The sequence below is a fragment of the Ruegeria sp. R13_0 genome, from assembly GCF_017743995.1.
In the GTDB taxonomy this organism is placed as follows: Bacteria; Pseudomonadota; Alphaproteobacteria; order Rhodobacterales; family Rhodobacteraceae; genus Ruegeria.
The window spans coordinates 124592-151228 of the sequence record NZ_JAGHRB010000005.1 but is presented as its reverse complement, the minus strand read 5'-3'; the positions used below and the strand labels follow the sequence as shown (position 1 = coordinate 151228).

Here is a 26637-nt window from a genome sequence, read left to right as displayed (position 1 = left end):
AAAGTTCAAGGTAAAAATCGCCGCAACGCAGCATAAATGACGCAACGCTCTTTGCTTTAACGCAATATCGCCCTCTTGACCGCAGACTTTGGACGACTGGTGACAGATGGGGTCAGAGATGAAAAATACAGTATTGAAGATGACAATCGGGCTTGGAATCATGGCCCTCGCGGCGCAACAGGTTCAGGCGCAGGCCCGCAACTGCGCCCCTCGGGCCGATGTGTTGCAACGCCTTGCGGAAACCTATGGTGAAAAGCGCCGGGGGATCGGCATTGCCCGTCAGGGTGCGGTGATGGAGCTGTTTGCCTCGGACCAATCCGGCAGTTGGACGATCACGGTAACCATGCCGGACGGGATGACCTGCCTTGTGGCCTCCGGGCGAGCCTATGAGCAGATGGCCGATGTCCTGCCGCCAAACACCTAAGTCAATGCGTCCCAGATCAGCTTGCCTCCGGTCAGGGTCAGCAACACATAGGCGATACCAAAGAACAGGCGTTCGGACAGCATGAAATGCGCCCGGACGCCCAGCCAGGCCCCCAATATGGCGAACGGGGTCAGCAGAAGATCCGCCAGCGCCGTGTGCCATGTGAATAGGCCCAAATAGGCGTAGGGCACGAATTTCGCCGCGTTGATCACCCAGAACACCAAAACGGTCGAGGCCTGAAACTCGGTCTTCGACAGGCGTTGCGACAGCAGGTAGACCGCTGCCGGGGGACCTCCTGCATGGCTGACGAAACTGGTAAACCCGGCGACGAGCCCCGCGAACAGACCAGCAGAGGCAGGCAAACGGCGGGTGAAACCGCGTATCCAGCCCTTGCTTTGGGCGACGTGCCAGATCACAAACCCGATCGAGATCCCTCCGATCAGCAGGCGCAGTAGGTCGTCATCTGTCACCCGGTATAGCCAGGTGCCCAGCAGAACACCCGGAACCGCGCCCAGGATCAGCAGACGCGAATCCGGCCAGCTCCAGCGTTTCCAATAGGGTCCCAGCGTGGCCACGTCGATCACCATGAGGATCGGCAGCATCAGCGCCAACGCCTGCCCCGGTGTCAGGATCAAAGCCAGAATCGACGACGACGCAAAGGCCACGCCCGAGCCGAACCCACCCTTCGAGATGCCCGCAAAGATGACCGCCGGGATCGCGACTGCAAAAAACATCAGGTTCAATTCAAACATGCAGCGTCCCGGGAATTGGCTTGATTCATAGGCGGTTTAGCGCAACCGGATTGGGGATGGCAAACGGTATGCGGTGGCATGCCGCGCCGCAGGACCCTTGCGCAAAAGCCATTTAACGACTAGCAAACCCGCGATTTCAATACCGACCGGAGATATTCCAAATGGCCAGACCCAAGATTGCGCTGATCGGCGCTGGGAACATCGGCGGCACGCTTGCGCATCTTGCAGCTGTCAAAGAACTCGGTGACGTCGTCCTGTTTGACATCGCTGACGGACTGCCTCAGGGCAAGGCGCTCGACATCGCCGAGTCCGGCCCGTCCGAAGGCTTTGACGCCGCAATGTCAGGTTCTAGCGACTATGCGGACATCGCAGGCGCAGACGTGTGCATCGTCACCGCAGGTGTCGCCCGTAAACCGGGGATGAGCCGCGATGACCTGCTGGGCATCAACCTGAAAGTCATGAAGTCGGTCGGCGAAGGCATCGCAGCCCACGCGCCCGACGCATTCGTGATCTGCATCACCAATCCGCTGGACGCGATGGTCTGGGCTCTGCGCGAATTCTCAGGCCTGCCGCACAACAAGGTCTGCGGCATGGCGGGCGTTTTGGATTCGGCCCGTTTCGCACATTTCCTATCGGAAGAGTTCAATGTTTCGATGCGAGACGTCACCGCCTTTGTTCTGGGTGGCCATGGCGACACCATGGTACCGTCGGTGCGCTATTCGACCGTCGCCGGTATCCCGTTGCCCGATCTGGTCGAGATGGGCTGGACCACGCAAGAGAAACTGGACGCCATCGTTCAGCGCACCCGTGATGGCGGCGCCGAGATCGTTGGCCTGCTGAAAACCGGATCCGCGTTCTATGCGCCCGCGACCTCGGCGATCGAAATGGCCGAAGCCTACCTGAAAGATCAAAAGCGCGTTCTGCCCTGCGCGGCCTATTGCAACGGCGAGTTCGGCGTTGACGGCATGTATGTCGGCGTTCCGACCGTCATCGGTGCAGGCGGCATCGAGCGTATCGTCGACATCAAGCTGAACGAAGACGAACAAGCGGGCTTTGAAAACTCGGTCAACGCCGTGAAGGGCCTGATTGAGGCTTGTAAAGGCATTGATGGTTCTCTGGCTTAAACGCTCTAAGACTCAATTTTCAGAACCGGCCCTGAATTGGGCCGGTTTTTTTATGAGGCGGGCCCATTGCGACACCAATCCGCTGCCTGGAATGTTAGGGCAAACGTCGCAAATGCCTATTTTGATGCGGTTTTGAAACTCTGTTCAAAGTGGATTCGAATCAACACTCATTCCTATGAATTTTGTGATCACACCCTAAAATACTGTGATCACAAATGAGAAAAATCTTCGCTAAAAACCACTCTGACGTCAAAAAAGCCTTTATAATTGTGCCCTAGACACCTCTATATCGGTTTAATCGTAGTCAGACGGGACAATTTCGATGAACATTCACGAATACCAAGCCAAGGCGCTTCTTCGCAGCTATGGCGCTCCGGTCTCCGACGGTCGCGCGGTTCTGCGCGCCGAGGAAGCCAAAACCGCAGCCGGTGAACTGGACGGCCCTCTGTGGGTTGTGAAGGCGCAGATCCACGCAGGTGGGCGCGGCAAGGGCAGCTTCAAAGAGGCAGACGCAGGTGAAAAGGGCGGTGTCCGTCTGACCAAGTCGGTGGAAGAAGCGGCCGAGGAAGCAAAGAAGATGCTGGGTCGCACTCTGGTCACCCACCAGACCGGCCCCGCAGGCAAGCAGGTCAACCGCATCTATATCGAAGCCGGTTCCGGCATCGAGCGTGAGCTGTATCTGGCCCTGCTGGTGGATCGCCAGACCAGCCGCATCTCTTTTGTCTGCTCGACCGAAGGCGGTATGGATATCGAAGAAGTAGCCGCGTCCACGCCTGAAAAAATCCTCTCATTCTCGGTGGACCCTGTGACCGGATACCAGGCCTATCACGGCCGCCGCATCGCGTTCTCGCTGGGTCTTCAGGGCGCGCAGGTCAAGCAATGTGTGCGCCTGATGGGCATCCTCTACAAAGCCTTCGTCGAGAAGGACATGGAGATGCTGGAGATTAACCCGCTGATCGTCTCGGACAGCGGCGAGCTCAAGGTGCTGGACGCCAAGCTGGGCTTTGACGGCAACGCGGTTTACCGCCACCCCGACATCGCCGAGCTGCGCGACGAGACCGAGGAAGACCCCAAGGAACTCGAGGCCTCCAAGTACGATCTGAACTACATCGCCCTGGATGGTGAGATCGGCTGCATGGTCAACGGCGCCGGTCTGGCGATGGCGACCATGGACATCATCAAGCTGTATGGGGCTGAGCCTGCCAACTTCCTCGACGTGGGCGGCGGTGCGACCAAAGAGAAAGTGACCGAGGCGTTCAAGATCATCACCTCGGACCCGAACGTCAAAGGCATTCTGGTCAACATCTTCGGCGGTATCATGCGCTGTGACGTCATCGCCGAAGGCGTAGTTGCCGCGGTGAAAGAGGTCGGTCTGAAGGTTCCGCTGGTCGTGCGTCTGGAAGGCACCAATGTCGAGAAGGGCAAAGAGATCATCAACACCTCTGGCCTGGACGTGATCGCGGCGGACAACCTGAAAGACGGTGCCGAGAAGATCGTGAAGGCGGTTAAGGGTTAAGTCCTGATGAATCATCCCTTAGCGCGAATGCTAACCTTGTGCGCCTGTCTTGCCGGTCTATCGGCCTGCGAAGGGGGCGGCAGCGGTCAAACGGCCAATTCCCTATTGGCCAACCCTGCCGCTCGTGGGGTTAGTGCTGAGCAGGTTTTTTTTGCAATGCGCGATCTTTGCCTGCGTAAGCCCGTTACCTTCTTGGATGCGCAAAAGGTGGCAAGACGCGAAGACCTAGGACTTGGCGTTGATCTAAAGGGGTGGGATGATTTCAATTTCTACGGGAAACCTCGTTTCTATATCGACACGGATCAACCCGGACGTTGGGACAAAACCGATGCTCCTCCGGTACCAAAAGGAACGGTCTTCAAACGATATAGTTGCGACGCTCAAATCAGAGGAACATGGGCGGACGAGTTTGCGGTAGAACTTGGAAAAGAACTCACTGCAAACGGCTTTCAAACTGTAAAGGCAATGAATCGCATAGCTGGGGAAACTAATATCGGCACAGATAAAGTCGGGTATTTTGGCACCTACCGCCGAGACGGCGTCGACTTCAAAGTCGAAGTCTATGATGCGGAAGGCGCTGTGGAAAGAACCCCAGGCAAGGAAACTCACTACATTTCTGGCACCGTAATAAAAATCGACGGCCGGTAGAGTTCGAAATCAAATGCCGGGGATGAGACCTCGGGCACAACAAAGGAGAACGCCAAATGGCAGTCCTCATCGACGAAAATACCAAAGTGATCTGTCAGGGCTTTACCGGCTCGCAGGGCACATTCCACTCTGAACAGGCCATCGCCTATGGCACCAAGATGGTCGGCGGTGTGACCCCCGGCAAAGGCGGGATGACGCATCTTGATCTGCCCGTGTTCAACTCGGTCCACGAGGCCAAGCATGTGACCGAGGCCAACGCCTCGGTGATCTATGTGCCGCCGCCCTTCGCGGCGGACTCGATCCTCGAAGCGATTGATGCCGAGATGGAAGTGATCGTCTGCATCACCGAAGGCATTCCGGTTCTGGACATGATGAAGGTGAAGCGCGCGCTGGAAGGCTCAAGCTCGCGCCTGATCGGGCCGAACTGCCCCGGTGTCATCACGCCCGACGCCTGCAAGATCGGCATCATGCCCGGCCACATCCACAAGCGCGGCTCGGTCGGCGTTGTGTCCCGTTCGGGCACCCTGACCTATGAGGCCGTCAAGCAGACCACAGATGTGGGTCTGGGCCAGTCCACCTGCGTGGGCATCGGCGGCGATCCGATCAAAGGCACCGAGCATATCGACGTGCTGGAATGGTTCCTGGCCGATGACGAAACCGAGTCGATCATCATGATCGGTGAGATCGGTGGCTCGGCCGAGGAAGAAGCCGCGCAGTTCCTGGCGGATGAGGCCAAGAAGGGCCGCAAAAAGCCAACCGCCGGTTTCATCGCAGGCCGCACGGCCCCTCCGGGCCGCCGCATGGGCCACGCGGGCGCGATCGTCGCTGGTGGCAAAGGCGGGGCCGAGGACAAGATCGAAGCCATGCGTTCGGCCGGTATCGTTGTGGCAGAAAGCCCGGCAACGCTGGGTGAGGCTGTGTTGGAAGCGATTGGTTAAGCCGTGAATTGGGGCGGTAAACTCCTGTTTGGCTTTGTGGCTGCCGTTTTGGCAGCCACAACCGTCCCTGTGGCTGCAAATGAAAATGGTTTTGCATCGGAAACCATCGCCGCCTGCCAGTCGACTACTGACTTGGCAAGTTTGACCGACGCCCTCACAAAAATCGACTGGATCGCCAGCGCGCCAGCGGATCTCGATGACCGCGCTATACGGTCCTATGCGGCTACTTTTTTATACCATCACCTTGGCTTCAGCGATGTTCCAGACCCAAGAATCGAGAGTGCATGGACCCAAGCGCTTAAGAATGCAGCCGGTGCGCGCAGTCTAAAGCAGATCGAAGGCGGGCAGCAGCAAGACCTTTGGTTTGTTCGAACACAAACGGGCAGCCTTTTGCGCGCGAATGGTTTTGAGAATGCGTCCTATGGTCAGATAGAATGTGTTCTTGCCTTAAAAGAAGACGACTCACCAACGACATTTCGGAAATTGCTAGCGGGCTCAGATCGGGACCCCAAAACGTTTCCGCCGGTCTACCATCTGCAGCCTCAATCATCCGAAAGCGCTGGCCTCAAACGCAGGCTGAATGGAGCGATCCTCAATACTGAACGGATTTCGGCTGTTTCAGATTCCGAAATTGACGTGGCATCCGTTTTTTTCACGCTCACCTCGAAAAAGCCGGAGGCGACTGAATGACATTCTCCGACGCCATCCGCACTTGTTTCTCCAAGTTCTTCACCTTTTCGGGTCGTGCCTCACGGCCCGAATACTGGTTCTTTTTCCTGTTCATCGTGATCTGGAGCATTCTTGCCGGGATCATTGATGCGCAGTTCTTCACTCAGGTCTCGGTGACCGAGGGAGATGGCGTGAAATCCGTCTCCGCCACATCCCGTCAACCGGTGCAAAGCATCGTCAGCCTGATTGTGTTCTTCCCACATCTGGCCGTCGCGTGGCGGCGGATGCACGATTCCGGGCGCAGTGGGCTTTACGCTCTGTTGCCGATCCTGCTGATCCTCGGAGCCTTCGCGGTTCTGATTTTCGGCATCGGCCTTGCCTCAAGTTTCCAGCATGGCGGCAATCTGGACATTTTGTTCACACGTGCCACTCTGCTGATCGTCATTCCGACACTGCTTGTCTTGTTTGTGTCGCCCCTCCTGGTTCTGTGGTGGCTGACCCGCCCGTCTCAACCAGGCACCAACCAATACGGTCCCAACCCATATGAGGTAGCCCAATGACCGAACATACGCCCAATTCCGCGTTCCATGCCTCAAGCTTTATGCAAGGCCACAATGCCGAGTATCTCGAGCAGCTCTATGCCCAATACACCAAGAACCCCGGGGCGGTGGATGCCGCCTGGGCCGAGTTCTTCAAGGCGATGGGTGACGCGTCTCCGGACGTTCAGCGTGAGGCCGAGGGGCCATCCTGGGCGCGAACCGACTGGCCGCCGATGCCTGCGGATGATCTGACTGGGGCGCTGACCGGTGAGTGGGCCGAGATCGATGCCAAGGCGACGGGCAAGAAGATCAAGGAAAAGGCCGCAGACAAGGGCGTAGAGATCAGCGATGACCAGATCAAGCGCGCCGTGCTGGACAGCTTGCGAGCGCTGATGCTGATCCGGGCCTACCGGATCCGGGGCCATCTGGCCGCAGATCTGGATCCGCTGGGCATGCGCGCGGCCAGCACACATCCGGAACTCGATCCGAAGACCTATGGCTTTACCGAAGCCGACATGGACCGGCCGATCTTTATCGACAATGTTCTGGGCCTGCAGATGGCCTCGATGCGGCAGATCGTCGAGATCGTGAAGCGGACCTACTGCGGCACCTTCGCGCTGCAATACATGCATATCTCAGACCCGGAACAAGCCGCCTGGCTGAAGGAGCGGATCGAAGGTTACGGCAAGGAAATCGCCTTTACCAAGGAAGGCCGTAAGGCGATCCTGAACAAGATGGTCGAGGCCGAGGGTTTCGAGAAATTCCTGCATGTCAAATACATGGGCACCAAGCGGTTCGGTCTGGATGGTGGCGAAAGCCTGATCCCGGCGATGGAGCAGATTATCAAACGCGGTGGTGCACTGGGCGTCAGCGACATTGTCATCGGCATGCCGCACAGAGGCCGCCTGAATATTCTGGCCAACGTGATGGGCAAACCCTACCGCGCGATTTTCAATGAATTTCAGGGCGGCAGCTTCAAGCCTGAAGATGTGGATGGCTCTGGCGATGTGAAGTATCACCTCGGCGCCTCCAGCGACCGTGAGTTTGACGGCAACAGTGTCCACCTGTCGCTGACCGCCAACCCCTCACACCTTGAGGCGGTGAATCCGGTGGTTCTGGGCAAGGTCCGCGCCAAGCAGGATCAGTTGAACGACACCGACCGCACCAAGGTTATGGGCATCCTGCTGCACGGGGATGCGGCCTTTGCCGGTCAGGGTGTGGTCGCCGAAGGGTTTGGCCTGTCCGGCCTCAAGGGCCACAAAACCGGCGGCACTATGCATATCGTCGTGAACAACCAGATCGGCTTTACCACCGCGCCACACTTCTCGCGTTCGAGCCCGTATCCAACCGATATCGCGCTGATGGTTGAGGCACCGATCTTTCACGTGAACGGCGACGACCCCGAGGCCGTTGTTCACGCCGCCAAGGTCGCGACAGAGTTCCGCCAGAAGTTCCACAAGGACGTTGTCATCGACATCTTCTGCTATCGCCGGTTTGGTCACAACGAGGGCGACGAGCCCATGTTCACCAACCCGATCATGTACAAGAAGATCAAGACGCATAAGACCACTCTGTCGCTCTACACCGAACGTCTGGTCAAAGACGGCCTGATCCCCGAAGGCGAGATCGAGGATATGAAGGCCGCCTTCCAGGCCCATCTGAATGATGAGTTTGAGGCCGGCAAAGACTATAAACCCAACAAGGCCGACTGGCTGGACGGGCGCTGGTCGCATTTGGACAAAAACAAAGAGGACTATGTGCGCGGTGAAACCGCCATCGCGCCAGCGACCCTGGCCGAGATCGGCACCGCGCTGACCGCCGCCCCCGAAGGCTTTGCCCTGCACAAGACGGTCGGGCGATTGCTGGACCACAAGAAACAGATGTTCGACAGTGGCAAGGGCTTTGACTGGGCCACAGGTGAAGCGCTGGCCTTTGGCTCGTTGCTGACCGAGGGCTTTCCGGTTCGACTGTCCGGTCAGGACGCGACACGCGGGACGTTCAGTCAACGTCACTCGGGCTTTGTCCATCAGGAAACGGAAGAGCGGTTTTATCCGCTGAACAACATCCGCGAGGGTCAGTCGCACTACGAAGTGATCGACTCGATGCTGTCAGAATATGCGGTCCTGGGCTTTGAGTACGGCTATTCGCTGGCCGAACCGAACGCCCTTGTCCTGTGGGAGGCGCAGTTTGGCGACTTCGCCAACGGGGCGCAGATCATGTTCGACCAGTTCATCAGCTCGGGTGAAAGCAAATGGTTGCGGATGTCCGGTCTGGTGACGCTTCTGCCGCACGGGTTCGAGGGGCAAGGCCCCGAACACAGCTCGGCGCGTTTGGAGCGGTTCCTGCAGATGTGTGGTCAGGACAACTGGATCGTGGCGAACTGCACGACACCGGCGAACTACTTCCACATCCTGCGCCGCCAGCTGCACCGCACCTTCCGTAAACCGCTGATCCTGGTGACCCCGAAATCGTTGTTGCGCCACAAGCTGGCGGTCAGTACGGCTGAGGATTTCACCACCGGCTCCAGCTTCCACCGGGTGCTGTGGGACGATGCGCAACAGGGCAACTCGGACACCAAACTGGCAGCAGACGACAAGATCAAGCGCGTGGTTCTGTGTTCCGGCAAGGTCTATTATGACCTGCTGGAGGAACGCGACGCCCGTGGAATCGACGACGTCTACCTGATGCGGATCGAGCAGTATTACCCGTTCCCGGCGCATTCGCTGATCAACGAGCTTGAGCGTTTCAAAGGGGCCGAAATCGTCTGGTGTCAGGAAGAGCCCAAGAACCAGGGCGCCTGGACCTTCATCGAGCCAAATATCGAATGGGTGCTGACCCGTATCGGCGCCAAACATACACGGCCGCGCTATGTCGGCCGCGCAACCTCGGCCTCGCCTGCGACGGGTCTGGCCAGCCAACACAAAGCTCAACAAGAAGCGCTCGTGAACGACGCGCTGAGCCTCGAAGGAAAGTAAACGATGACCATTGAAGTTCGTGTTCCCACGCTAGGCGAGTCTGTTACCGAAGCCACGGTTGCAACCTGGTTCAAGAAACCCGGTGATGCCGTGGCCGTGGATGAGATGCTCTGTGAGCTTGAAACCGACAAGGTGACGGTCGAAGTCCCCGCGCCCGCCGCTGGCGTCATGGGCGAGATCGTCGCCGCCGAAGGTGAAACCGTTGGCGTCGACGCCCTGCTGGCGACCATCGCCGCAGGCGAAGGCGCAGCCCCTGCTCCGGCCGCAGCAGCGCCCGCCCCTGCGGCCGCTCCGGCAGCGTCGGGTGGTAGTGTTGATGTGATGGTGCCCACGCTGGGTGAGTCTGTCACCGAAGCCACCGTCTCGACCTGGTTCAAACAGGTTGGTGACGCGGTCGCGCAGGATGAAATGCTGTGTGAGCTGGAGACCGACAAGGTCTCAGTCGAGGTTCCCGCCCCTGCTGCTGGCGTTCTCGCGGAAATCGTTGCGCCTGAAGGCACAACCGTGGATGCCTCGGCCAAACTGGCTGTGATCTCGGGCTCCGGCGCGGCGGCAGCCCCTGCACCCGCCCCTGCCGCCACGGCAACTCCGGCTGCAGCAGCAACGGGCAAGGATGTCGCCAACGCTCCGTCGGCAGAGAAAGCCATGGCCGAGGCCGGTCTGTCCGCCGCTCAGGTCTCTGGCACCGGACGTGATGGCCGCATCATGAAAGAAGACGTGGCCCGCGCCGTGGCAACGGCTGCTGCACCCGCGCCTGCTGCCGCTCCGGCTCCGGCCCCTGCGCCGCGCGCGCCCGTGGCCGCCGATGACGCCGCGCGCGAGGAACGGGTCAAGATGACACGCCTGCGCCAGACCATCGCCAAGCGTCTGAAAGACAGCCAGAACACTGCCGCCATGCTGACCACCTACAACGAGGTGGACATGACCGAGGTGATGGCCCTGCGCAGCCAGTACAAAGACCAGTTCGAGAAGAAGCACGGCGTGCGTCTGGGCTTTATGTCCTTCTTCACCAAGGCCTGCTGTCACGCGCTGAAAGAAGTGCCCGAGGTGAATGCCGAGATCGACGGCACCGACATCGTCTACAAGAACTTCGTCCATATGGGTGTCGCCGCTGGTACACCCACGGGCCTGGTGGTGCCGGTCATCCGTGATGCGGACTCGATGTCTTTTGCGGCGATCGAGAAGGCCATCGCCGAGAAAGGCAAACGCGCCCGTGACGGCAAACTGAGCATGGCCGAGATGCAAGGCGGCACCTTCACGATCTCGAACGGTGGTGTCTATGGCTCGCTGATGTCTTCGCCGATCCTGAACCCCCCGCAATCGGGTATTCTGGGCATGCACAAGATCCAGGACCGCCCGATGGCGATCAACGGTCAGGTTGTGATCCGTCCGATGATGTATCTGGCGCTGTCTTATGACCACCGGATCGTTGACGGTAAAGGCGCGGTGACCTTCCTTGTCCGCGTGAAAGAGGCGCTGGAAGACCCACGCCGCCTGCTGATGGATCTGTAATCATGGCAACGCATGTTCTGTGGCAGGCCGATGTGGCCGATTTTGATGCCTGGCTGAAGGTGTTTCGCGAAGACATCGCGATGCGCCAGGCCGCCGGTATCCACGACCTGCATGTCTGGCGTGACCCCGATCAAAAGGATCACGCCGTCGCCATGTTCGAAGTGGATGACATACAAAAAGCCCGCGCTTTCTTCGACTCGGAAGAGCTGGCCATGCATCACGAACGCGGTGGGGTTGCCCATATTCAGGTCAAACTTCTGGATCCGGTCTGACCATGAAACGCTGCTGTGTGCGGGACCATCTCGCACACAGCCCCGCAAATACTCGTGAAGCGCGCCTGCTATTGATGTCAGAGAATGCTAACCGACAAACGGACTCTGATTGAAAAAGGATACCCGTCATGTCTTCCGAACTTTCCATTCTTGCCCTGTACGGCCTTCTGATCATCGTCGTGGTTCTGCTGAATGTACTGACAGCCATGTCGCAGGTCGGTTTGATGACATTGGGTGGCGCACGAGATGACATGCCCGCCCTGACCGGTGTTGCGGGCCGGGTGGAGCGGGCTCTGACCAATTCGGTTGTCGCCATGGCCCTGTTTGCCCCTGCCGTTCTGATCCTGTCCGCCAAGGACGCCTTCACCTCCGGATCGCTGCTGGCCGCGCAGATTTTTCTGATCGCGCGTGTGGTTTTCGTTCCGGTCTACGCCTTCGCAATCCCTGTTCCCTTCCTGCGGACCACCGTCTGGTTGGCTGGGTTTCTTGCGACCGCCTACCTTTACCTGCTAGCCCTATAGCTTAGTACGCCGCGCCAGGATGCGGCCAAGACACACCAAGGAGTGCCCTCAATGTCCAGCTATGACGTCATCGTAATCGGAGCCGGTCCCGGCGGCTATGTCTGTGCCATCCGCTGCGCCCAGCTGGGTCTGAAAACCGCCGTTGTCGAAGGGCGTGAGACGCTGGGCGGTACTTGCCTGAACGTTGGCTGCATCCCGTCCAAGGCGCTGTTGCATGCCTCTCATCAGCTGCACGAGGCCGAGCACAACTTCGCCAAGATGGGCCTGAAGGGCAAATCTCCGTCCGTCGACTGGAAACAGATGCAGGCCTACAAGGACGAGGTGATCGAGGGCAACACCAAGGGCATCGAGTTCCTGTTCAAGAAAAACAAGATCGACTGGCTGAAAGGCTGGGGGTCGATTCCGGCTGCCGGCAAGGTCAAGGTTGGTGAGGAGGTTCATGACACCAAAAACATCATCATCGCATCAGGCTCCGAGCCGTCGGCCCTGCCGGGCGTTGAGGTTGACGAGAAAGTCGTCGTGACCTCAACCGGGGCGCTGTCTCTGGGCAAGATTCCGAAAAAGATGGTCGTGATCGGTGCCGGTGTGATCGGTCTGGAACTGGGCTCGGTCTACAGCCGTCTGGGTGCTGAAGTGACGGTGATCGAATTCCTCAAGGAAATAACTCCGGGCATGGACCCCGAGGTGCAGAAGACCTTCCAGCGGATCCTCAAGAAACAGGGCCTGAACTTTGTGATGGGCGCAGCGGTGCAAAAGACCGAAGCATCGAAAACCAAAGCAAAAGTCACCTACAAGCTGCTCAAGGATGACAGCGAGCATGTGATCGAAGCCGATACCGTTCTGGTCGCCACTGGGCGCAAGCCCTACTCGGACGGGTTGGGGCTGGATGCGCTGGGTGTCGAGATGACGCCGCGCGGTCAGATCAAGGTCGGCGCGGACTGGCAGACCAACGTACCGGGCATCTACGCGATCGGCGACGTCACCGAAGGCCCGATGCTGGCGCACAAAGCCGAAGACGAAGGCATGGCCGCCGCCGAGCAGGTCGCAGGCAAGCACGGCCATGTGAACTACGGCGTCATCCCCGGCGTGATCTACACCTGGCCCGAGGTTGCCAATGTGGGTGAAACCGAGGCGACGCTGAAAGAACAGGGCCGCGCCTACAAAGTCGGCAAGTTCATGTTCATGGGCAACGGCCGGGCCAAGGCCAACTTTGCCTCAGACGGATTCGTCAAGATCCTGGCCGACAAGGAAACCGACCGGATTCTGGGCGCGCATATCATTGGCCCCGCTGCAGGCGATCTGATCCACGAGGTCTGCGTCGCGATGGAGTTCGGCGCCTCAGCCGAAGATCTCGCCCTGACCTGCCACGCCCACCCGACCTATTCGGAAGCCGTACGTGAGGCCGCTCTGGCCTGTGGTGACGGCCCAATTCACAGCTGAGTTGCAGAAAGGGCAACCGGGACCCTGCCGGGTTGCCCCGTTCGCATCTATTCTGCTGGCTCGCTACTTATGGTTTGAGGCTGGCTTGGCTGTCTGGTGGGATGGCGTGCAGGACGAAACAGACGCCACGCATCTCTGAACGGAACAAAGTATAGCTTCATGCAGCTGTCCAGCTCATGCCCGTTGTCCTTGTCCGTCACACCGAATTTCACATCTCTGTCGTCTTCCGGCATCACGTAAGTGCCAAACAATACATCCCAGGCCGGGAATATGAACGCAAAGTTTTTGTCCAAATGATCAGGGTGGCAGCTGTGATGAACGTGGTGATGCGCGGGCGAAGGAAAAATCTTCGACCAAACACCAGGCCAGCGCAACCAGATGTGAGAATGACGCAGGTTGTACCCAAAGAAATTGAACATGAACATTAGTACCGGTACGCCCAGCAATACCGGCAGGCTTGGATGATACCCCAAAACCCGAAACGCGAGCCCGGCTACGACCCCTGATCCGAACCCGATAAAAGCTTTGTAGACCAGATTGTCGACAGGATGTTCGCGAAAGTTGGAAATCGGATGCATGACTTCGGCGCTGTGATGCACTTTGTGAAACTGCCACAGCAGAGGGACTTTGTGCTGCAAGTAGTGGATGTAGAATGCGATAAAATCCGAAACCAAGAACAACACTAACATGAAGGCAACAGTCACGGCAGCACCCTGCACACCTTCCAGCGGCTGCGCAATCGTGACCTCGTGCCCAGAAAATGCTCCGCTAGCCAGCTTTAATCCCAAGGTCGCAGCCCCAGCCCACACGGCAAGAATCAGGAAATGACCGATGAACATGTGAAAAAAGAAGTATCTGACATCCAGCCAAGCCGAGGGGTGCTTCCAGACCTTCTTGGGAAACAAAAAACCCAGAAAGTTTTTTGCACCGAACACGTCCAGCGCTTTCCTGCGTCTTACGATGTAGATCCCAAACGCGATCAGAGCCGAACTTGCCAGATAGAGGACATAGATGCGGTTTCCGGGAACAAGTGGAGACATAAGCACGTTGCAGACATGCTCAAAGAACGAACCCAGAAAGGTATGTAACTGCTGCATCAAGGCCTCCAATTTCTTCGGCGTCCTAGATTTGGCTCTTCAATTGTCTACACATATGGCAACTTCATGGCGAAATGTGGACGGATCACCACATCGTCTTTGCGGCGCGCGCGCCCCATTTGGAGTCGTATTGCGCGCCGCCTTCCTCACCGGATGAGGCTTCTGCAAGGATCTCGCCAACCGTGGGCAATCCATCGCTTTGATCTCCGCCGGTCCACGTCCCAGCCCGCATCAAGGCGCGGGCGCATTGGGTGTAGATCTCGGCAATCGAAATAACGATCACGGTGGCCGGTTGCTTGCCTTGTTTTTCGAACCGGGCCCTCAACCCTTGATCCGCAGATACGCGTGCCGTCCCGTTCAGGCGGACCACAGTGTTGGAACCGGGCACGATAAACATCAGCGAAACCCTCGGGTCGCGAACGATATTGCGCAAGGAATCCAGACGGTTGTTCCCTCGCCAATCCGGCATTGCCAGCGTGTTGGGATCAAGCTCCAAAACGACGGGCCCATCGTCCCCGCGCGGGCTGCCATCGACGCCTTCGGGGCCAACAGTGCTGAGGACACATAGGCGCGATGCCATGATCCATTGGCGGTAAAGCGGCGTCAGGCTGTGCGCGACCTTGCGCAACGACGGAGCAGCGGGCGTGCCATAGAGCGCCTCCAGGCTCGGGATGTCTTCAATGACCTCCATCCGGATCAAACCCCACTTCTTTCATCAAAGCGTCTGAGCGTGTCTCGATCACATCTTCCAAACGGCTCAGAAACGCGTCCCGTTCGACGCCCGGTTCAATCGGGTCGAGGAAATCGACAATCGCCAACCCCGGTTTGCGCAAGATACCAGTGCGCGGCCAGAATACACCGGCATTGGTCGCAACCGGCACACACGGAAAGCCCAGCCCGTTGTAGAGGATCGCCGTACCGACCTTATAGGGCTTGGACACACCGGGGGCGACGCGGGTGCCCTGAGGGTAAATCACCAGTTGGCCGGGTTCGGCGAACTCTTTGGCGACGTCTTTGACCATTTTGGCCACTGCCGCACCCTTCTTACCGCGATTGACCGGGATGCAGCCCAAACGACGCGCATACATTCCGATGACCGGGGTCCAGAGAAGCTCTCGTTTCATGATGAACTTACCATGCGGAATGGCGTCGAAGATCATGATGATATCAAGGAAAGACTGGTGCTTGGCCCCGATGACAACCTCGCCGGTGGGCACCGTACCACGCACCTCGCACCTTATGCCGACCATCCATCGCGCCAGCCACATCGTGCTGCGCGCGTAGGTTTTGCATGCGCGCAAAGCGCCGCGCTTCGTGAAGATCGCGTATGGCAGATAGACGACTCCAAGGATCAGCATCCAAGCGTAGATCACAATCATGAAGATCAGGGAACGTATCCATTGAAAGCCCTGTGACATCAGGAAAGCTCCTTCAACTTGCGGCGGGCGGCGGTCCAGGTGGCGAAGAAGGCAACCACAGCGCCCAGAACGGGGATCAGCAAGGGCAACACCCAGCCAAGCCCCTGAAACCCTACTCCGGTCAGAAATCCGCCCTCGTCCGAGGGGTCGGGCAAGAGCAGAACGCCCGTCATCCCCAACATCGTTCCGACAAATGCGCCAAAGAAGGCGCGGTAGGTAAAGCGACGGACAAATGCGCCTGCGATGAACCGATCCCGCGCGCCCACCTGCCGCAGCACTGCGATGATGCTGGCATTCGCAGCGAGCGAGGCGTTGGCCGCCAGCGTGATCATGGCCGCAGTTGCACCTCCGATCAGCAGGATCGAGACCCAGCCCAGCCGCCGCAGGGACATCGCCGCATCCACTAGGGGCTCGCGCCAGCGGGTGTGGTCATCCAGAACCGCTCCGGGCACTTCGGCGCCCAATCGCAGACGGAGACCCGCCGTGTCCAGACCCGGCTCACCTTCAACGATTTCAATCAGTTGCGGGATCGGTAGCGTCTCAATCGGCAAATCAGGCCCGAACCATGGCGACAACAGCGCGGCCTGTTCCTCGGCCGTCAGCGCGCGGGCCGAGGCAACGCCGGGTGTCTGGCCAAGAACGGTCAACGCGGTTTCCGTCTGCGCCGCCATCTGCTCGGCCGGGGCGTTGATACGCAAGGTGGCAGCCCCCGCCAATTCCGAGGCCCAGCGATCTGCGATCCGACCCGAAGCGAGCGAAAGCGCCAGTGCAAACACCGCCAGAAACGCCATTGCGCCCGAGACAAATAGGGTCAGATGCGCCGTGTACCCGGTCGGAGGGACAACGCGATCTGCGCGCGTATCCCGGCGCAGCAGGTTGCGGAGGTCGCCATTGCTCATAGGTCCGCTCCGGCCAGATGCAGTTTGCGCTGCGAGATGCGCAGCACGCGGGCCTGAACCTGGCTTTTGGCCGCCCGGATCAAACTCAGGTCGTGGGTGGCGATCAGGACGGTCTTGCCCATGCGGTTCAACTCGATCAGCAGACGCAGCAGCCGTTGCGACATTTCCCAATCGACGTTGCCGGTTGGCTCATCCGCCAGCACAACGTCTGGCGACAGGATCACGGCTCGGGCCAAAGCCGCACGCTGACGTTCGCCGCCCGACAGTTCAGGCGGATGGGCGTCAAGCCGGCCCCCCAGCCCAACCCAGGACAAAAGCTCGGTCAGGTTGTCCTGCTCTTCCGACTCGGCCCGCCCTGACACCATCAGAGGCAGGGCCACGTTTTCAGCCAGCGTCATGTGATCCAAAAATTGGCAATCCTGATGCACAACCCCGACCCGGCGCCGCAGCAGGGCCATCTGATCCCGATCCAGACGCGCGATATCTTCGTCAAACACGCTCAACCGGCCCGAGGTCGGCAACAACGCGCCATAGCACAGCTTCAGCAACGTGGTTTTGCCCGCGCCCGAAGGTCCGGTCAGGAAATGGAACGAGCCGGGCTGCAATTTAACCGAGACATCGCTCAGCAATGCGCCGTCGCCATAGGTATAGCTGACATTTTCCAGCTCGATCACAGGTGTCCCCAGTTCTTTTGCCGATCTTCTTGCCCGAGCTTGCCTGCGGTTTCAATGCCTGCACCGGGTCCAATTGGCGACACTTGCCCCATGAAACCGAAAACGCCCTTTGCTGTTGGGTCTTAACGGAATATCATCCCTGAAAAAACTACTATCGGGCCGAACGTCAGGCCGGGGAGGCAGTATGAGACTTACATGTCCGAATTGCGGCGCTCAGTACGAAGTGCCGGACGAGGTGATCCCCGAAGAGGGGCGCGATGTGCAGTGCTCCGCGTGTGACCAGACGTGGTTTCAGTCCAAGCACCCGGAAGACACGGCACCCGTCACTGAGGTGCCTGATGACGCCGTCGAGCCGGACGTTAAGACGGAGCCAACACCTGAACCCGAGAAAAGCGCCAAGGTTGAGGATGAGCCTCCGTCTGACACCGGCAAATCTGGCAATGTTGACCCGGCCGTTGCAAGCATTCTGAAGGAAGAGGCCGCGCGTGAGGCGGAGCTGCGCTCTCAGGAAGGCAGCAGCCTTGAGACGCAACCGGATCTGGCGCTGGAGGATTCTGTCGAACCCGAGTTTCAGATCAAGCGCCCGACTGCGACCGAGACCGCCGAGGATGCGGGCCAAAAGGATGCGCTTCCTGACGTTGAGACCATCAATTCAGGCATGATGAGCGATGAGGGCGGCGACACGCCCCCGGCCAAACAATCCCGTGGCTTCGTGCGCGGGTTTGCCGTGATGCTGGTCATCGGCGTGATCCTGTATCTGATCTATGGCAATGCGCAACAGATCAGTGAGGCAGTGCCGCAAGCCGATCCCGTGCTGGACTCCTACGTCTCTTTGATTGATCAGGCCCGTATCTGGCTTGAGACGCAAGCCGGGGCAGGCGCGCCGCAGGAATAAAGCGTTCGGGTTTTACCTTAGTCATCAAGTGACACGAATGGCCCTATAACGCTGCAAGCGTGGCAGGGTATTCGTGTCTCAGGTTTAAGCCGAAACGATATGCGGCTCAGAACCGTTCCAACAGACGCTTGAGGTATTCCAGCTCGATCTCAGGCCGGTCAGTTTCGCCGGTCCGACGGCGGATTTCGTCCAGCAACTCACGCGCGCGGCGGTAAACGTCTTCGCCCTGCAGCAGGTTGTCATCGGTTGAAATCGACCCGGCTGCACCGGGATTGCGGCCAAGCGGATCACGGCTGTTGGCTTGCGCCTCACCTTCCTCGGTACCTTGTCCGGATTGGTTCTGCTGGTTCTGCGCCATGGCCTCACCCAAGGATCGCATCCCTTCGCGCAGGGCCTCCATCGCCTCGGATTGGCGGTCGATCGCTTCGGCCAGATCATTGCCGCGCAGCGCCTCCTCCGCCTCTTCCATGGCACCTTCTGCGCGGCCCAAAGCATCGCGCGCCGCGTCGCCTTCGGGGGTGCCTGCGCCGGGCAAACCCTGTTGCTGTCGGTTCAGTTCCTGCCGCAGGGCCTGCTGCCGATCCGCCAAAGACCCCTCACCCGGTTGCCCTTCGCCCGCCTGATCCGAGCCTTGGCCCTGACCGCCCTGACCCTCGTGGCTTTCGCCGCGGCCTTGACCGCCATTGCGGCCTTCATTGCCCTGATTTTCTCCGGCCTGAGCGCCGGGGTTGAACTGTTCCTGCAGATCGCGGAACGCCTGATCGCTCAGGCCTTGCTGTTCGCGCAGGGTCTCGGCCAGGCCTTCCATGGCCTGTTGCCCTTCGGATTGACCACCCTGCCCTTGGCCTTGGGTGACGCGCATGTTCTCCATCATCTGCTGGAACTCTTCCAGCGCCTGCTGCGCCTCGGCCATGCGGCCCTGTTCCATCAATTCCTGAATACGATCCATCATGGCCTGTAGATCGTCCTGCGTCATCTGCATGCTTTCGCCGTTCTGACCGGACTGGCGCTCATCACTGTCGCCATTTTCCTGAGCAAGACGCTGCAATTGGTTCAGGTAATCCTGCGTGGCCTCGCGCAGTTCCTGCATCAACTCGGCGATTTCCTCATCGCTGGCCCCGTTTTGCATCGCTTCGGTTAGACGCTCCTGTGCCCGGCGCATCCGCTCGAGCGCATCTGCCAGAGTGCCCTCTTCGATCAAAACCGCGAGCTCCCAAAGGGCCTGCGCGATCTCGGCCTGTTGTTTATCCTTCAAACCGTAGTCGTTGAAGGTTTCCAACCGCCGCAGGGTGACCCGCAAGCGCAAATAGGCGGTATCGGAGCGAAACAGTTCCTCGGGCCGGTGTGAGATCGCCCGCAGCACCTGAGCCACGCGCGGTGCATTGGTCCGCGACCAGAGCAGATCGCGGCGCTGTTCGATCACCGCAGCCGCCAGGGGATCAAAGAACCGGCGCGCGGGCAGATCGGTCAAATATGGCTCGGACGTGCTTTCCTGGTCCGAAGCGTCGCGCGCCAACAACGTGATACGAACCGGCAGATGCGCCCATGGGTGCTGCGAGAAATCCTCGATCAGATCCTCGGTGAAATCCGCGCGGTCACCGGTGATCGGCATTGGCAATTCGACCTCGATCACCGCGCGCGGTTCCGGGTCTGTCGTCAGTCCATAGCGTCGATCAACCGAGGCCACGTCCAACTCGATCACCGCCGAACCGGAGACGATCCCATAGTCATCCGAGGCCGCAAAGGGCAGCTTCATCTGCCCGCCCGCCTCGGCCTCGGCTGCGCCTGCAACGGCAATGCCGGGTGGAGTGTCGGGAATGACGTCCACCATCCAGTCCCGCCCGGCAGGGCCGTCAATACGCATCTGGCCTGAACGGGCGACGGTGAAATCCTGTTCGGGCGCGGTGGTGGCCTCGGCACCGAGGGGAGAGCTTGTTTCGGTCAGGCTATGCACGCCGACCTCGCCATAAAAGCGCAGGGTAACGCGGCTGCCTTGCGGGATCGACAGCGTGGGACCGGTCTGATCGGCCAGATAGAGCGTCGGCAATCCGGTATAGCGCGGTGGCTCGACCCAACCTTCCCATGTTGGCCCTTGCCCCGCCACCGCCGTTCCGGGGGCCATCTCGGCCACCGAGCCAATCCGCCAGAACGAACCGAACAGAGCCGCGACAACCAACGCCAGCAAAGCCGCGTAGCGCAAGGCATAAGGATCGCGCGACGCCAATCTGAGGTCGGGCTTGGCAACGCGCGCCTGCGCCGCGCGGTCCGCCATCCGCGCCTTGTGCGCCTGCCAGAGGGCAACCGAATCCGCATCCCCCGCGCCAATCGCCTGATCATCCATCAATGCCTGAATCGGACGTCCGGGAAGGGTTTCATCCAATCGGGCCAGCGCTTCGGCGCGTGATGGCACGTGAAATTGCCGAATCCCCCAGATCGCACTGACCAGCAGCGCAATAGTTACGACGACAGCGGCGCCCCACACGACCTCAACCCGCACCAGATCGTGCAGACCCAGCATCAACGCGGCCAAAACAGCCATCAAAACCGAGAAAAACGGCCAAAACGCGCGCAAAACTTGCTCGGCCAGCAATCCGGCATGTGTCATCCACACGGACAGGCGGGGAACGGGCAGGTTTGGTTTGTCGCTCAAAGCGGGCCTCCGGGGGTTGGCCCGCGCGCCTACCGCGTCAGAGCCACTCAGGTATGGTATCGCGGTTTATGATTTCGTCAAAGCTCGGGCGTTCACGAATTACGGCAAATTGATCCCCATTCACCAAAACCTCGGGGATCAGCGGGCGCGTGTTGTATTCGCTGGCCATCACCGCACCATATGCCCCGGCGCTGCGGAAGGCGATCAGATCACCCGGCGCAAGCGGCGGCATGTTGCGCTGTTTGGCGAAAGTATCACCGGATTCGCAGACCGGGCCCACGATGTCATAGGGCTGTTGTTCGACCCCCGCTGCGGGTTCCTGCACCGCAACGATATCGTGATGCGCTTCGTACATCGCCGGGCGGATCAGGTCGTTCATGGCCCCGTCAAGGATCAGGAAATCACGCCCTTCGCCGGATTTCACATAGATCACCTTGCTGACCATCAAACCGGCATTGCCCGCGATCAGGCGACCGGGTTCGATTTCGATCTCACAGCCCAGATGGCCCAAAGTTTCTTTGATCAGCGCGCCATATTCCAACGGCAAAGGCGGCGCGTCGTTCGAGCGCGTGTAGGGAATGCCAAGCCCACCGCCCAGATCGAGGCGGCGGATGTTGTGACCCTCTGCCCGCAACTGCTCGGTCAGTTCGGCGACCTTGGTGTAGGCCAGCTCAAACGGCTCCAGCTCGGTCAGTTGCGAGCCGATATGGACGTCGATGCCGATCACCTCCAACCCCGGCAGAGCGGCCGCGTGGGCATAGACCTCGGACGCACGCGAGATCGGGATGCCGAACTTGTTTTCGGACTTGCCGGTTGCGATTTTGGCATGGGTCTTAGCGTCCACATCCGGGTTCACCCGAACGGTGATCGGCGCAACAACGCCCAGCTCTGTCGCTACCGCGTTGATCACTTCCATCTCGGGCTCGGATTCGACGTTGAACTGGCGGATGCCGCCAGTCAGAGCAGTGCGAATCTCATCCGCCGTCTTGCCAACGCCCGAAAAGACGATTTTGTCGCCCGGCACACCGGCGGCCTTGGCCCGCAGGTACTCCCCGCCCGAGACCACATCCATTCCAGCGCCCGCCTGCGCAAGCGTTTTCAGAATCGCCTGGTTGCTCGCGGCCTTCATCGCATAGCAAACAAGGTGATCGGCGCCTTCAAGCGCGTCATCGAACAGCTTGAAATGCCGTAACAGGGTCGCAGTCGAATAGACATAGAACGGCGTTCCGACCGCGGCTGCGATCTCAGAAATTGGGACATCCTCGGCGTAAAGCGCGCCGTCGCGGTAGAGAAAGTGATCCATAGCAGCGCGATTAGACCAAAACCGCCCTATGGATCAATGGATTCGCGCTGAAACGATACGCCGCAGGGCGGTCAGAATTCTTTGGACGCCCCGACGCGCGCATAACCAGACACAGAGATACCGGTTGAACTGGTCTCTTTTTGCGGCTTCGGCCGCGAGCTCGAGGTCGGTTCGCAAGCCGAAAGCGCGAAGAGCGCCAAGAATAGTCCGAAAATTCGCATGAGATCCGTCTTTGAGTTCGATAGATGAGGCTATGCCATGACATGGCAAACACGACTTGGGTATTTTACCCGGAATTACAGCGCGATCAGCGATTAAACGCCAATGTAGATGCCAAGGCCTCCGCTGCGGAATCCGACGCCTCCGCCCACATGCGTTCCGCTTGAGCCGACGCCGACACCCAGGCTGGCCGTTGGCTGAACCGGCTCACCATCCGCGCCACATCCGGCGAGCGCGAACCCCGCCGCCACAATTGCCGCTATGCGTAGAACTGTCATCACACCAGCGCCTTCCATCGCTCAACCTGCGCCCGCACCTGATCGGGGGCGGTGCCACCATAGGATTGGCGCGAGTTTACCGAGTTTTGGACAGTAAGAACAGAATAGACGTTATCGGTGATATCCGCATGGACCGACTGCATGTCGTCCAAGGTCAAATCAGGCAGGTCGCAGCCCTTGTTTTCAGCCAGCGCCACCAGCGAACCAGTGACATGATGGGCATCGCGGAACGGCAGACCCAGAACCCGCACCAGCCAATCGGCCAGATCAGTCGCGGTCGAGAAACCCGACCCCGCCGCTGCGGCAAGGCTGTCGCGGTTGGCGGTCATGTCCTTGACCATGCCTTCCATCGCGGCCAGAGCCAGCATCCAGTTGTCAGCGGCGTCAAAGACCTGTTCCTTGTCTTCTTGCATGTCCTTGGAGTACGCCAGAGGCAGACCTTTCATCACCATCATCAGCGCGGTGTTTGCGCCGTAGATGCGGCCGACTTTGGCCCGGATCAGCTCCGCAGCGTCGGGGTTCTTCTTCTGCGGCATGATCGAGGACCCAGTCGAGAAGCGATCCGAGAGCGTCACAAACCGGAACTGAGCCGAGGACCAGATCACCAGCTCTTCGGCAAAGCGCGACAGGTGGACGGCGCAGATCGAGGCAGTGGACAGGAACTCCAACGCGAAGTCGCGGTCGCTGACGGCATCCAACGAGTTCGCGGCGGGGCGGGCAAAGCCCAGCGCCTCGGCCGTCATGTGCCGGTCGATGGGAAAGGACGTCCCGGCCAGCGCGGCGGCCCCAAGGGGGGATTCGTTCATCCGGGCGCGCGCATCGCGCACACGGCTGAGATCGCGGCCAAACATCTCGACATAGGCCATCATGTGGTGGCCCCATGTCACCGGCTGCGCTGTTTGCAGGTGGGTAAAGCCCGGCATGACCCAATCCGCCCCGGCCTCGGCCTGCGCCAAAAGCGCGCGGATCAGGGCCAGAAGGCCGGTTTCTGCCGCATCCAGTTGATCGCGGACCCAGAGTTTGAAATCGGTTGCCACCTGATCATTACGCGACCGGCCCGTGTGCAGACGGCCTGCGGGCTCTCCGATCACCTCTTTCAGGCGCGCTTCGACGTTCATGTGGATGTCTTCCAGCACAGTCGAGAACTGAAACTCTCCGTTCTGGATTTCTGACAAGACTGTGAGCAGCCCTTCCCGAATGGCCTGCGCGTCACTATCACTAATAACGCCTGTCGCCGCAAGCATAGCGGCATGGGCGCGCGAGCCTGCGATGTCCTGGGCTGCCATCCGCTGATCGAACCCGATCGAGGCGTTGATCGCCTCCATGATCGCGTCTGGACCGGCGGCAAAGCGGCCGCCCCACATCTGGTTCGAGGATTGATCGGTCATGTAAGAAAACCCGGAGTTGATATGCGCCTATTTCGTCTGATCCCCCTTTATATGGCCCTTGCGCTGGGTGCAAATGCCGCTTTGGCGACCGATGCCGAAACGCTGGGCCCCTTGCGCGAAGACAGCCTGAAACGGCTGATCCTGCATAAAGAACCCAAGCCTGTGACGCCGGTTGATTTCCAACTGGAAGATGACGGCGGCACGGCCTCGCTTGCGGACTACAAGGGCAAATACGTCCTGCTGAACTTCTGGGCCACCTGGTGCGCGCCCTGCCGCAAGGAAATGCCCCAGATCGCCGAGCTGCAAGACGAGTTCGGCGGCGACAAGTTCGAGGTTCTGACCCTTGCAACCGGGCGCAACTCGCCCGCCGGGATCAAGAAATTCTTCGAGGAAAACGGCATCGACAACCTGCCCCGCCATCAGGATCCCTCGCAAGCTGTGGCGCGTGAGATGGGTGTCATCGGTCTGCCGATCACGGTCATCATCGACCCGGACGGCAATGAAATCGCCCGCCTGATCGGTGATGCCGAATGGAACTCGGACAGCGCGAAGGCGATCATTTCGACTCTGGTCGAAGCCAACAGCTAAAGGGCTTAGATACTGGTGGAAACCATGCTACCCTCCCACCTGTAATGAGTGGGAGGATTTTTTGATGAGACTTTTTGTTGCAATCGCCGCAGGTGCTTTTTTCATTTCCGGATTGGGTACTGATGCGCAAGCCAAGGACCTCAAGAAACAAAACCAGTTTATCGAAGCCGTGGCCGACAAAAAACTGGTCAGCGGCGATACTTGGTTGATCATATCATCCGACGGAAAACTAGAAGGCACAGGTCGTAACAACGCAAAAGTTACCGGTGCCTGGGCCTGGAGCAAACGCTATTGGTGCAGAAACGTCGTCGTTGGGCAAAAGAAACTCCCTGAGGATTGCTTGAAAGTCAAAATCGAAGGCAATCAGGTCGAGTTCGTTCGCAACAAGGGCAAAGGTGACGCGATCGTCTACACGATCGCAAACTAGGAGTGAGAGCCCAACGAACCTCTGGGTCCAACTTGTGCCCAAGCTGACGCTACGCCACCTTTGACAGCCTATCCTCTGATCCGCACTCTGTGCGCAGGAGGATGGAATGCCACTGGAAATTCTGTTGGTGCTTGTGGTCGGCGGAATCGCCGGGATCACACTGTTGGTGCATCTGACCGGCAGATCGCAACGCTGCGTTCTGTCGTTGGAAACCGCGCGCGAACAATGGGTTCGGCACTTCCCGGAAGACACAGTTATTGACGTCACGGTTGCCCATGATCGCCATGCTGCGCTGGTACGGACGGAAAATGGGCCGGGTCTCCTCTGGTCCTTTGGCGCGGATACCGTCGCGCAGCGTCTCCTAGACTATGACTTGCTAGACCGCACCGACGGGTTCGAGATTCTGTTCCACGATTTCGGCACCCCCAAAGCCATCATCCATCTGGATGACCTCGAGCGCCCCCACTGGCGCAACCTGATGGAGCCCGCATGACCGATCAGATCACCTTTCCCGACGTCGTCCAATGGGCCGTCCCCTTCTTCATCGCCGCCATTCTGGCCGAATTCCTCTGGATCGCTGTCAAAGGCCGCGGCGGGCGGTACGAGACGCGCGATGCCGTGACCTCTCTGATCATGGGGGCAGGCAATATTGCATCGGGGTTTCTACTGGGGTTCATCGCCTATGGGTTCTTCATGTGGCTGTGGCGGATAACGCCGCTCGATCTGGGCACCTCGATCCCGATCATCATCCTTTGCTTTGTGCTGGAAGACCTGCGGTATTACTGGGTGCATCGGTTCGGCCACCGTATCCGCTGGGTCTGGGCCAGCCATGTGAACCATCACAGCTCGCAGCACTACAACCTGACCACCGCGCTGCGGCAGACCTGGACCTATACGTTTACCTTCATGATGGTGGTGCGCGCGCCGCTGATCCTGCTGGGTTTTCACCCGGCGATGGTGCTGTTCGTGGGCGGCATCAACCTGATCTACCAGTTTTGGATTCACACCGAAGCCATCGGCAAAATGCCCCGTTGGTTCGAAGCGGTCATGAACACTCCCAGCCATCACCGGGCGCATCACGGCCGCAACGCGCGCTATCTGGATTGCAACTATGCTGGCGTTTTCATCATCTGGGACAAGATGTTCGGCACTTTTGTCCCCGAGCAAGAGAACGACCGGGTCGACTATGGGCTGGTTCACAACATCGCCACCTTCAACCCGCTGCGCGTCGCCTTTCACGAATGGGTCGGCATCTGGCGCGATGCGACCCAACCCGGCCTGACGCTGAAGCAACGCCTCGCATATTGCTTTGCCCCGCCCGGCTATAGCCATGATGGCAGCCGGGACAGCTCAGCGCAGATCAAGGCGAAGCATCTGGCCCGCCACCCTGAAGATCTCGGAACGCCCGGATTCGAGCAAACCCGCGAAAACCTGCCTAATTCCGCAGCAAAACAGGCCTGATCCCGGCGTT

General features: G+C 59.4%; 27 protein-coding genes. 17 read left to right on the top strand and 10 right to left on the bottom strand.

The annotated features are described in order from the left end of the window. Window positions 1-118: 118 nt before the first annotated feature. A complete protein-coding gene (locus J7394_RS08400) occupies window positions 119-424 on the top strand; it encodes a hypothetical protein (protein WP_209252302.1) in 306 nt (101 codons plus the stop codon). Here the strand turns inward: J7394_RS08400 and J7394_RS08395 are convergent. Continuing rightward, entirely contained in the window at window positions 421-1176 is a 756-nt protein-coding gene (locus J7394_RS08395; protein WP_170661187.1) for a sulfite exporter TauE/SafE family protein, read from the bottom strand. The genes J7394_RS08400 and J7394_RS08395 overlap by 4 nt on opposite strands. Before the next feature lie 161 nt (window positions 1177-1337). Between J7394_RS08395 and mdh the strand changes: the two genes are divergently transcribed. The 11 genes from mdh (at window position 1338) to lpdA (ending at window position 13330) form a co-directional block, all read left to right on the top strand. Further along, a complete protein-coding gene (mdh, locus tag J7394_RS08390) occupies window positions 1338-2300 on the top strand; it encodes a malate dehydrogenase (protein ID WP_170378975.1) in 963 nt (320 codons plus the stop codon). A gap of 322 nt (window positions 2301-2622) precedes the next feature. Further along, complete coding sequence (gene sucC / locus J7394_RS08385; protein WP_209252300.1) at window positions 2623-3816, top strand: ADP-forming succinate--CoA ligase subunit beta; 1194 nt, start codon at window positions 2623-2625, stop codon at window positions 3814-3816. Window positions 3817-3822: 6 nt separating this feature from the next. Then, entirely contained in the window at window positions 3823-4464 is a 642-nt protein-coding gene (locus tag J7394_RS08380) for a hypothetical protein (RefSeq protein WP_209252298.1), read from the top strand. Window positions 4465-4520: 56 nt separating this feature from the next. Continuing rightward, window positions 4521-5402, top strand: coding sequence for a succinate--CoA ligase subunit alpha (sucD, locus tag J7394_RS08375; protein ID WP_209252296.1), 882 nt, complete (start codon window positions 4521-4523; stop codon window positions 5400-5402). Between the two features lie 3 nt (window positions 5403-5405). Then, window positions 5406-6092, top strand: coding sequence for a hypothetical protein (locus J7394_RS08370; protein WP_209252294.1), 687 nt, complete (start codon window positions 5406-5408; stop codon window positions 6090-6092). Next, entirely contained in the window at window positions 6089-6631 is a 543-nt protein-coding gene (locus J7394_RS08365; RefSeq protein ID WP_209252292.1) for a DUF805 domain-containing protein, read from the top strand. Before J7394_RS08370 ends, J7394_RS08365 begins: the two co-directional genes overlap by 4 nt. Then, a complete protein-coding gene (locus J7394_RS08360) occupies window positions 6628-9585 on the top strand; it encodes a 2-oxoglutarate dehydrogenase E1 component (protein ID WP_209252290.1) in 2958 nt (985 codons plus the stop codon). The genes J7394_RS08365 and J7394_RS08360 overlap by 4 nt, the downstream gene beginning before the upstream one ends. A 3-nt stretch (window positions 9586-9588) precedes the next feature. Then, a complete protein-coding gene (gene odhB, locus J7394_RS08355; RefSeq protein ID WP_209252287.1) occupies window positions 9589-11097 on the top strand; it encodes a 2-oxoglutarate dehydrogenase complex dihydrolipoyllysine-residue succinyltransferase in 1509 nt (502 codons plus the stop codon). 2 nt (window positions 11098-11099) lie between these two features. Then, on the top strand, window positions 11100-11369 hold the full coding sequence (locus tag J7394_RS08350; protein ID WP_209252285.1) for a hypothetical protein: 270 nt from the start codon (window positions 11100-11102) through the stop codon (window positions 11367-11369). A gap of 128 nt (window positions 11370-11497) precedes the next feature. Next, on the top strand, window positions 11498-11890 hold the full coding sequence (locus tag J7394_RS08345; RefSeq protein WP_209252283.1) for an MAPEG family protein: 393 nt from the start codon (window positions 11498-11500) through the stop codon (window positions 11888-11890). Between the two features lie 51 nt (window positions 11891-11941). Next, on the top strand, window positions 11942-13330 hold the full coding sequence (gene lpdA / locus J7394_RS08340; protein ID WP_209252281.1) for a dihydrolipoyl dehydrogenase: 1389 nt from the start codon (window positions 11942-11944) through the stop codon (window positions 13328-13330). A gap of 47 nt (window positions 13331-13377) precedes the next feature. Here lpdA and J7394_RS08335 read toward each other — a convergent pair whose 3' ends face one another. The 5 genes from J7394_RS08335 to J7394_RS08315 all read right to left on the bottom strand — a co-directional run bounded on the left by J7394_RS08335 (window position 13378) and on the right by J7394_RS08315 (window position 17418). Beyond that, window positions 13378-14439 carry a sterol desaturase family protein gene (locus J7394_RS08335; protein ID WP_209252280.1) on the bottom strand — a complete coding sequence of 354 codons (1062 nt, stop codon included), beginning with the start codon at window positions 14437-14439 and terminating at the stop codon, window positions 13378-13380. A 73-nt stretch (window positions 14440-14512) separates the two neighbouring features. Next, on the bottom strand, window positions 14513-15118 hold the full coding sequence (locus J7394_RS08330) for a pyridoxamine 5'-phosphate oxidase family protein (protein ID WP_209252279.1): 606 nt from the start codon (window positions 15116-15118) through the stop codon (window positions 14513-14515). Beyond that, window positions 15105-15845 (bottom strand): 1-acyl-sn-glycerol-3-phosphate acyltransferase, encoded by a 741-nt coding sequence (locus J7394_RS08325; protein WP_209252278.1) that lies wholly within the window; start codon window positions 15843-15845, stop codon window positions 15105-15107. The genes J7394_RS08330 and J7394_RS08325 overlap by 14 nt, the downstream gene beginning before the upstream one ends. After that, window positions 15845-16744, bottom strand: a complete 900-nt coding sequence (locus tag J7394_RS08320) for an ABC transporter permease (RefSeq protein WP_209252277.1) — start codon at window positions 16742-16744, stop codon at window positions 15845-15847. Before J7394_RS08320 ends, J7394_RS08325 begins: the two co-directional genes overlap by 1 nt. Then, entirely contained in the window at window positions 16741-17418 is a 678-nt protein-coding gene (locus J7394_RS08315) for an ATP-binding cassette domain-containing protein (RefSeq protein ID WP_209252275.1), read from the bottom strand. The genes J7394_RS08320 and J7394_RS08315 overlap by 4 nt, the downstream gene beginning before the upstream one ends. Window positions 17419-17602: 184 nt before the next feature. On the opposite strand from J7394_RS08315, the gene J7394_RS08310 reads away from it, so the two are divergent. Beyond that, window positions 17603-18313 carry a zinc-ribbon domain-containing protein gene (locus J7394_RS08310; RefSeq protein ID WP_209252273.1) on the top strand — a complete coding sequence of 237 codons (711 nt, stop codon included), beginning with the start codon at window positions 17603-17605 and terminating at the stop codon, window positions 18311-18313. Between the two features lie 106 nt (window positions 18314-18419). On the opposite strand, the gene J7394_RS08305 is transcribed toward J7394_RS08310, so the two are convergent. From J7394_RS08305 to argH, 4 genes are all read right to left on the bottom strand, one after another. Then, the gene (locus J7394_RS08305) at window positions 18420-20963 is read right to left on the bottom strand and encodes a TIGR02302 family protein (protein WP_371811990.1); all 2544 of its coding nucleotides are present in this window, start codon (window positions 20961-20963) and stop codon (window positions 18420-18422) included. A gap of 37 nt (window positions 20964-21000) precedes the next feature. Next, window positions 21001-22266, bottom strand: a complete 1266-nt coding sequence (gene lysA, locus J7394_RS08300) for a diaminopimelate decarboxylase (RefSeq protein WP_209252270.1) — start codon at window positions 22264-22266, stop codon at window positions 21001-21003. A 314-nt stretch (window positions 22267-22580) separates the two neighbouring features. Continuing rightward, entirely contained in the window at window positions 22581-22763 is a 183-nt protein-coding gene (locus J7394_RS08295) for an argininosuccinate lyase (RefSeq protein ID WP_209252268.1), read from the bottom strand. Continuing rightward, complete coding sequence (gene argH / locus J7394_RS08290; protein WP_209252266.1) at window positions 22763-24151, bottom strand: argininosuccinate lyase; 1389 nt, start codon at window positions 24149-24151, stop codon at window positions 22763-22765. The genes J7394_RS08295 and argH overlap by 1 nt, the downstream gene beginning before the upstream one ends. A gap of 21 nt (window positions 24152-24172) precedes the next feature. Between argH and J7394_RS08285 the strand changes: the two genes are divergently transcribed. The 4 genes from J7394_RS08285 to J7394_RS08270 all read left to right on the top strand — a co-directional run bounded on the left by J7394_RS08285 (window position 24173) and on the right by J7394_RS08270 (window position 26627). Further along, a complete protein-coding gene (locus J7394_RS08285) occupies window positions 24173-24739 on the top strand; it encodes a TlpA disulfide reductase family protein (protein WP_170462648.1) in 567 nt (188 codons plus the stop codon). Between the two features lie 64 nt (window positions 24740-24803). Beyond that, the gene (locus J7394_RS08280; RefSeq protein WP_209252264.1) at window positions 24804-25166 is read left to right on the top strand and encodes a hypothetical protein; all 363 of its coding nucleotides are present in this window, start codon (window positions 24804-24806) and stop codon (window positions 25164-25166) included. A 106-nt stretch (window positions 25167-25272) separates the two neighbouring features. Further along, window positions 25273-25659: a hypothetical protein gene (locus J7394_RS08275; RefSeq protein WP_209252262.1), complete on the top strand. Its 387-nt coding sequence runs from the start codon at window positions 25273-25275 to the stop codon at window positions 25657-25659. Continuing rightward, window positions 25656-26627 (top strand): sterol desaturase family protein, encoded by a 972-nt coding sequence (locus J7394_RS08270; RefSeq protein WP_209252260.1) that lies wholly within the window; start codon window positions 25656-25658, stop codon window positions 26625-26627. Before J7394_RS08275 ends, J7394_RS08270 begins: the two co-directional genes overlap by 4 nt. Window positions 26628-26637: the final 10 nt, after the last annotated feature.

Bases quoted from the DNA above. Each gene is read 5' to 3' on its own strand.
- J7394_RS08400 (WP_209252302.1), top strand. From the start codon at position 119: ATGAAAAATACAGTATTGAAGATGACAATCGGGCTTGGAATCATGGCC.
- J7394_RS08395 (WP_170661187.1), bottom strand. From the start codon at position 1,176: ATGTTTGAATTGAACCTGATGTTTTTTGCAGTCGCGATCCCGGCGGTC.
- mdh (WP_170378975.1), top strand. From the start codon at position 1,338: ATGGCCAGACCCAAGATTGCGCTGATCGGCGCTGGGAACATCGGCGGC.
- sucC (WP_209252300.1), top strand. From the start codon at position 2,623: ATGAACATTCACGAATACCAAGCCAAGGCGCTTCTTCGCAGCTATGGC.
- J7394_RS08380 (WP_209252298.1), top strand. From the start codon at position 3,823: ATGAATCATCCCTTAGCGCGAATGCTAACCTTGTGCGCCTGTCTTGCC.
- sucD (WP_209252296.1), top strand. From the start codon at position 4,521: ATGGCAGTCCTCATCGACGAAAATACCAAAGTGATCTGTCAGGGCTTT.
- J7394_RS08365 (WP_209252292.1), top strand. From the start codon at position 6,089: ATGACATTCTCCGACGCCATCCGCACTTGTTTCTCCAAGTTCTTCACC.
- J7394_RS08360 (WP_209252290.1), top strand. From the start codon at position 6,628: ATGACCGAACATACGCCCAATTCCGCGTTCCATGCCTCAAGCTTTATG.
- odhB (WP_209252287.1), top strand. From the start codon at position 9,589: ATGACCATTGAAGTTCGTGTTCCCACGCTAGGCGAGTCTGTTACCGAA.
- J7394_RS08350 (WP_209252285.1), top strand. From the start codon at position 11,100: ATGGCAACGCATGTTCTGTGGCAGGCCGATGTGGCCGATTTTGATGCC.
- J7394_RS08345 (WP_209252283.1), top strand. From the start codon at position 11,498: ATGTCTTCCGAACTTTCCATTCTTGCCCTGTACGGCCTTCTGATCATC.
- lpdA (WP_209252281.1), top strand. From the start codon at position 11,942: ATGTCCAGCTATGACGTCATCGTAATCGGAGCCGGTCCCGGCGGCTAT.
- J7394_RS08330 (WP_209252279.1), bottom strand. From the start codon at position 15,118: ATGGAGGTCATTGAAGACATCCCGAGCCTGGAGGCGCTCTATGGCACG.
- J7394_RS08325 (WP_209252278.1), bottom strand. From the start codon at position 15,845: ATGTCACAGGGCTTTCAATGGATACGTTCCCTGATCTTCATGATTGTG.
- J7394_RS08320 (WP_209252277.1), bottom strand. From the start codon at position 16,744: ATGAGCAATGGCGACCTCCGCAACCTGCTGCGCCGGGATACGCGCGCA.
- J7394_RS08310 (WP_209252273.1), top strand. From the start codon at position 17,603: ATGAGACTTACATGTCCGAATTGCGGCGCTCAGTACGAAGTGCCGGAC.
- lysA (WP_209252270.1), bottom strand. From the start codon at position 22,266: ATGGATCACTTTCTCTACCGCGACGGCGCGCTTTACGCCGAGGATGTC.
- J7394_RS08295 (WP_209252268.1), bottom strand. From the start codon at position 22,763: ATGACAGTTCTACGCATAGCGGCAATTGTGGCGGCGGGGTTCGCGCTC.
- argH (WP_209252266.1), bottom strand. From the start codon at position 24,151: ATGACCGATCAATCCTCGAACCAGATGTGGGGCGGCCGCTTTGCCGCC.
- J7394_RS08285 (WP_170462648.1), top strand. From the start codon at position 24,173: ATGCGCCTATTTCGTCTGATCCCCCTTTATATGGCCCTTGCGCTGGGT.
- J7394_RS08280 (WP_209252264.1), top strand. From the start codon at position 24,804: ATGAGACTTTTTGTTGCAATCGCCGCAGGTGCTTTTTTCATTTCCGGA.
- J7394_RS08275 (WP_209252262.1), top strand. From the start codon at position 25,273: ATGCCACTGGAAATTCTGTTGGTGCTTGTGGTCGGCGGAATCGCCGGG.
- J7394_RS08270 (WP_209252260.1), top strand. From the start codon at position 25,656: ATGACCGATCAGATCACCTTTCCCGACGTCGTCCAATGGGCCGTCCCC.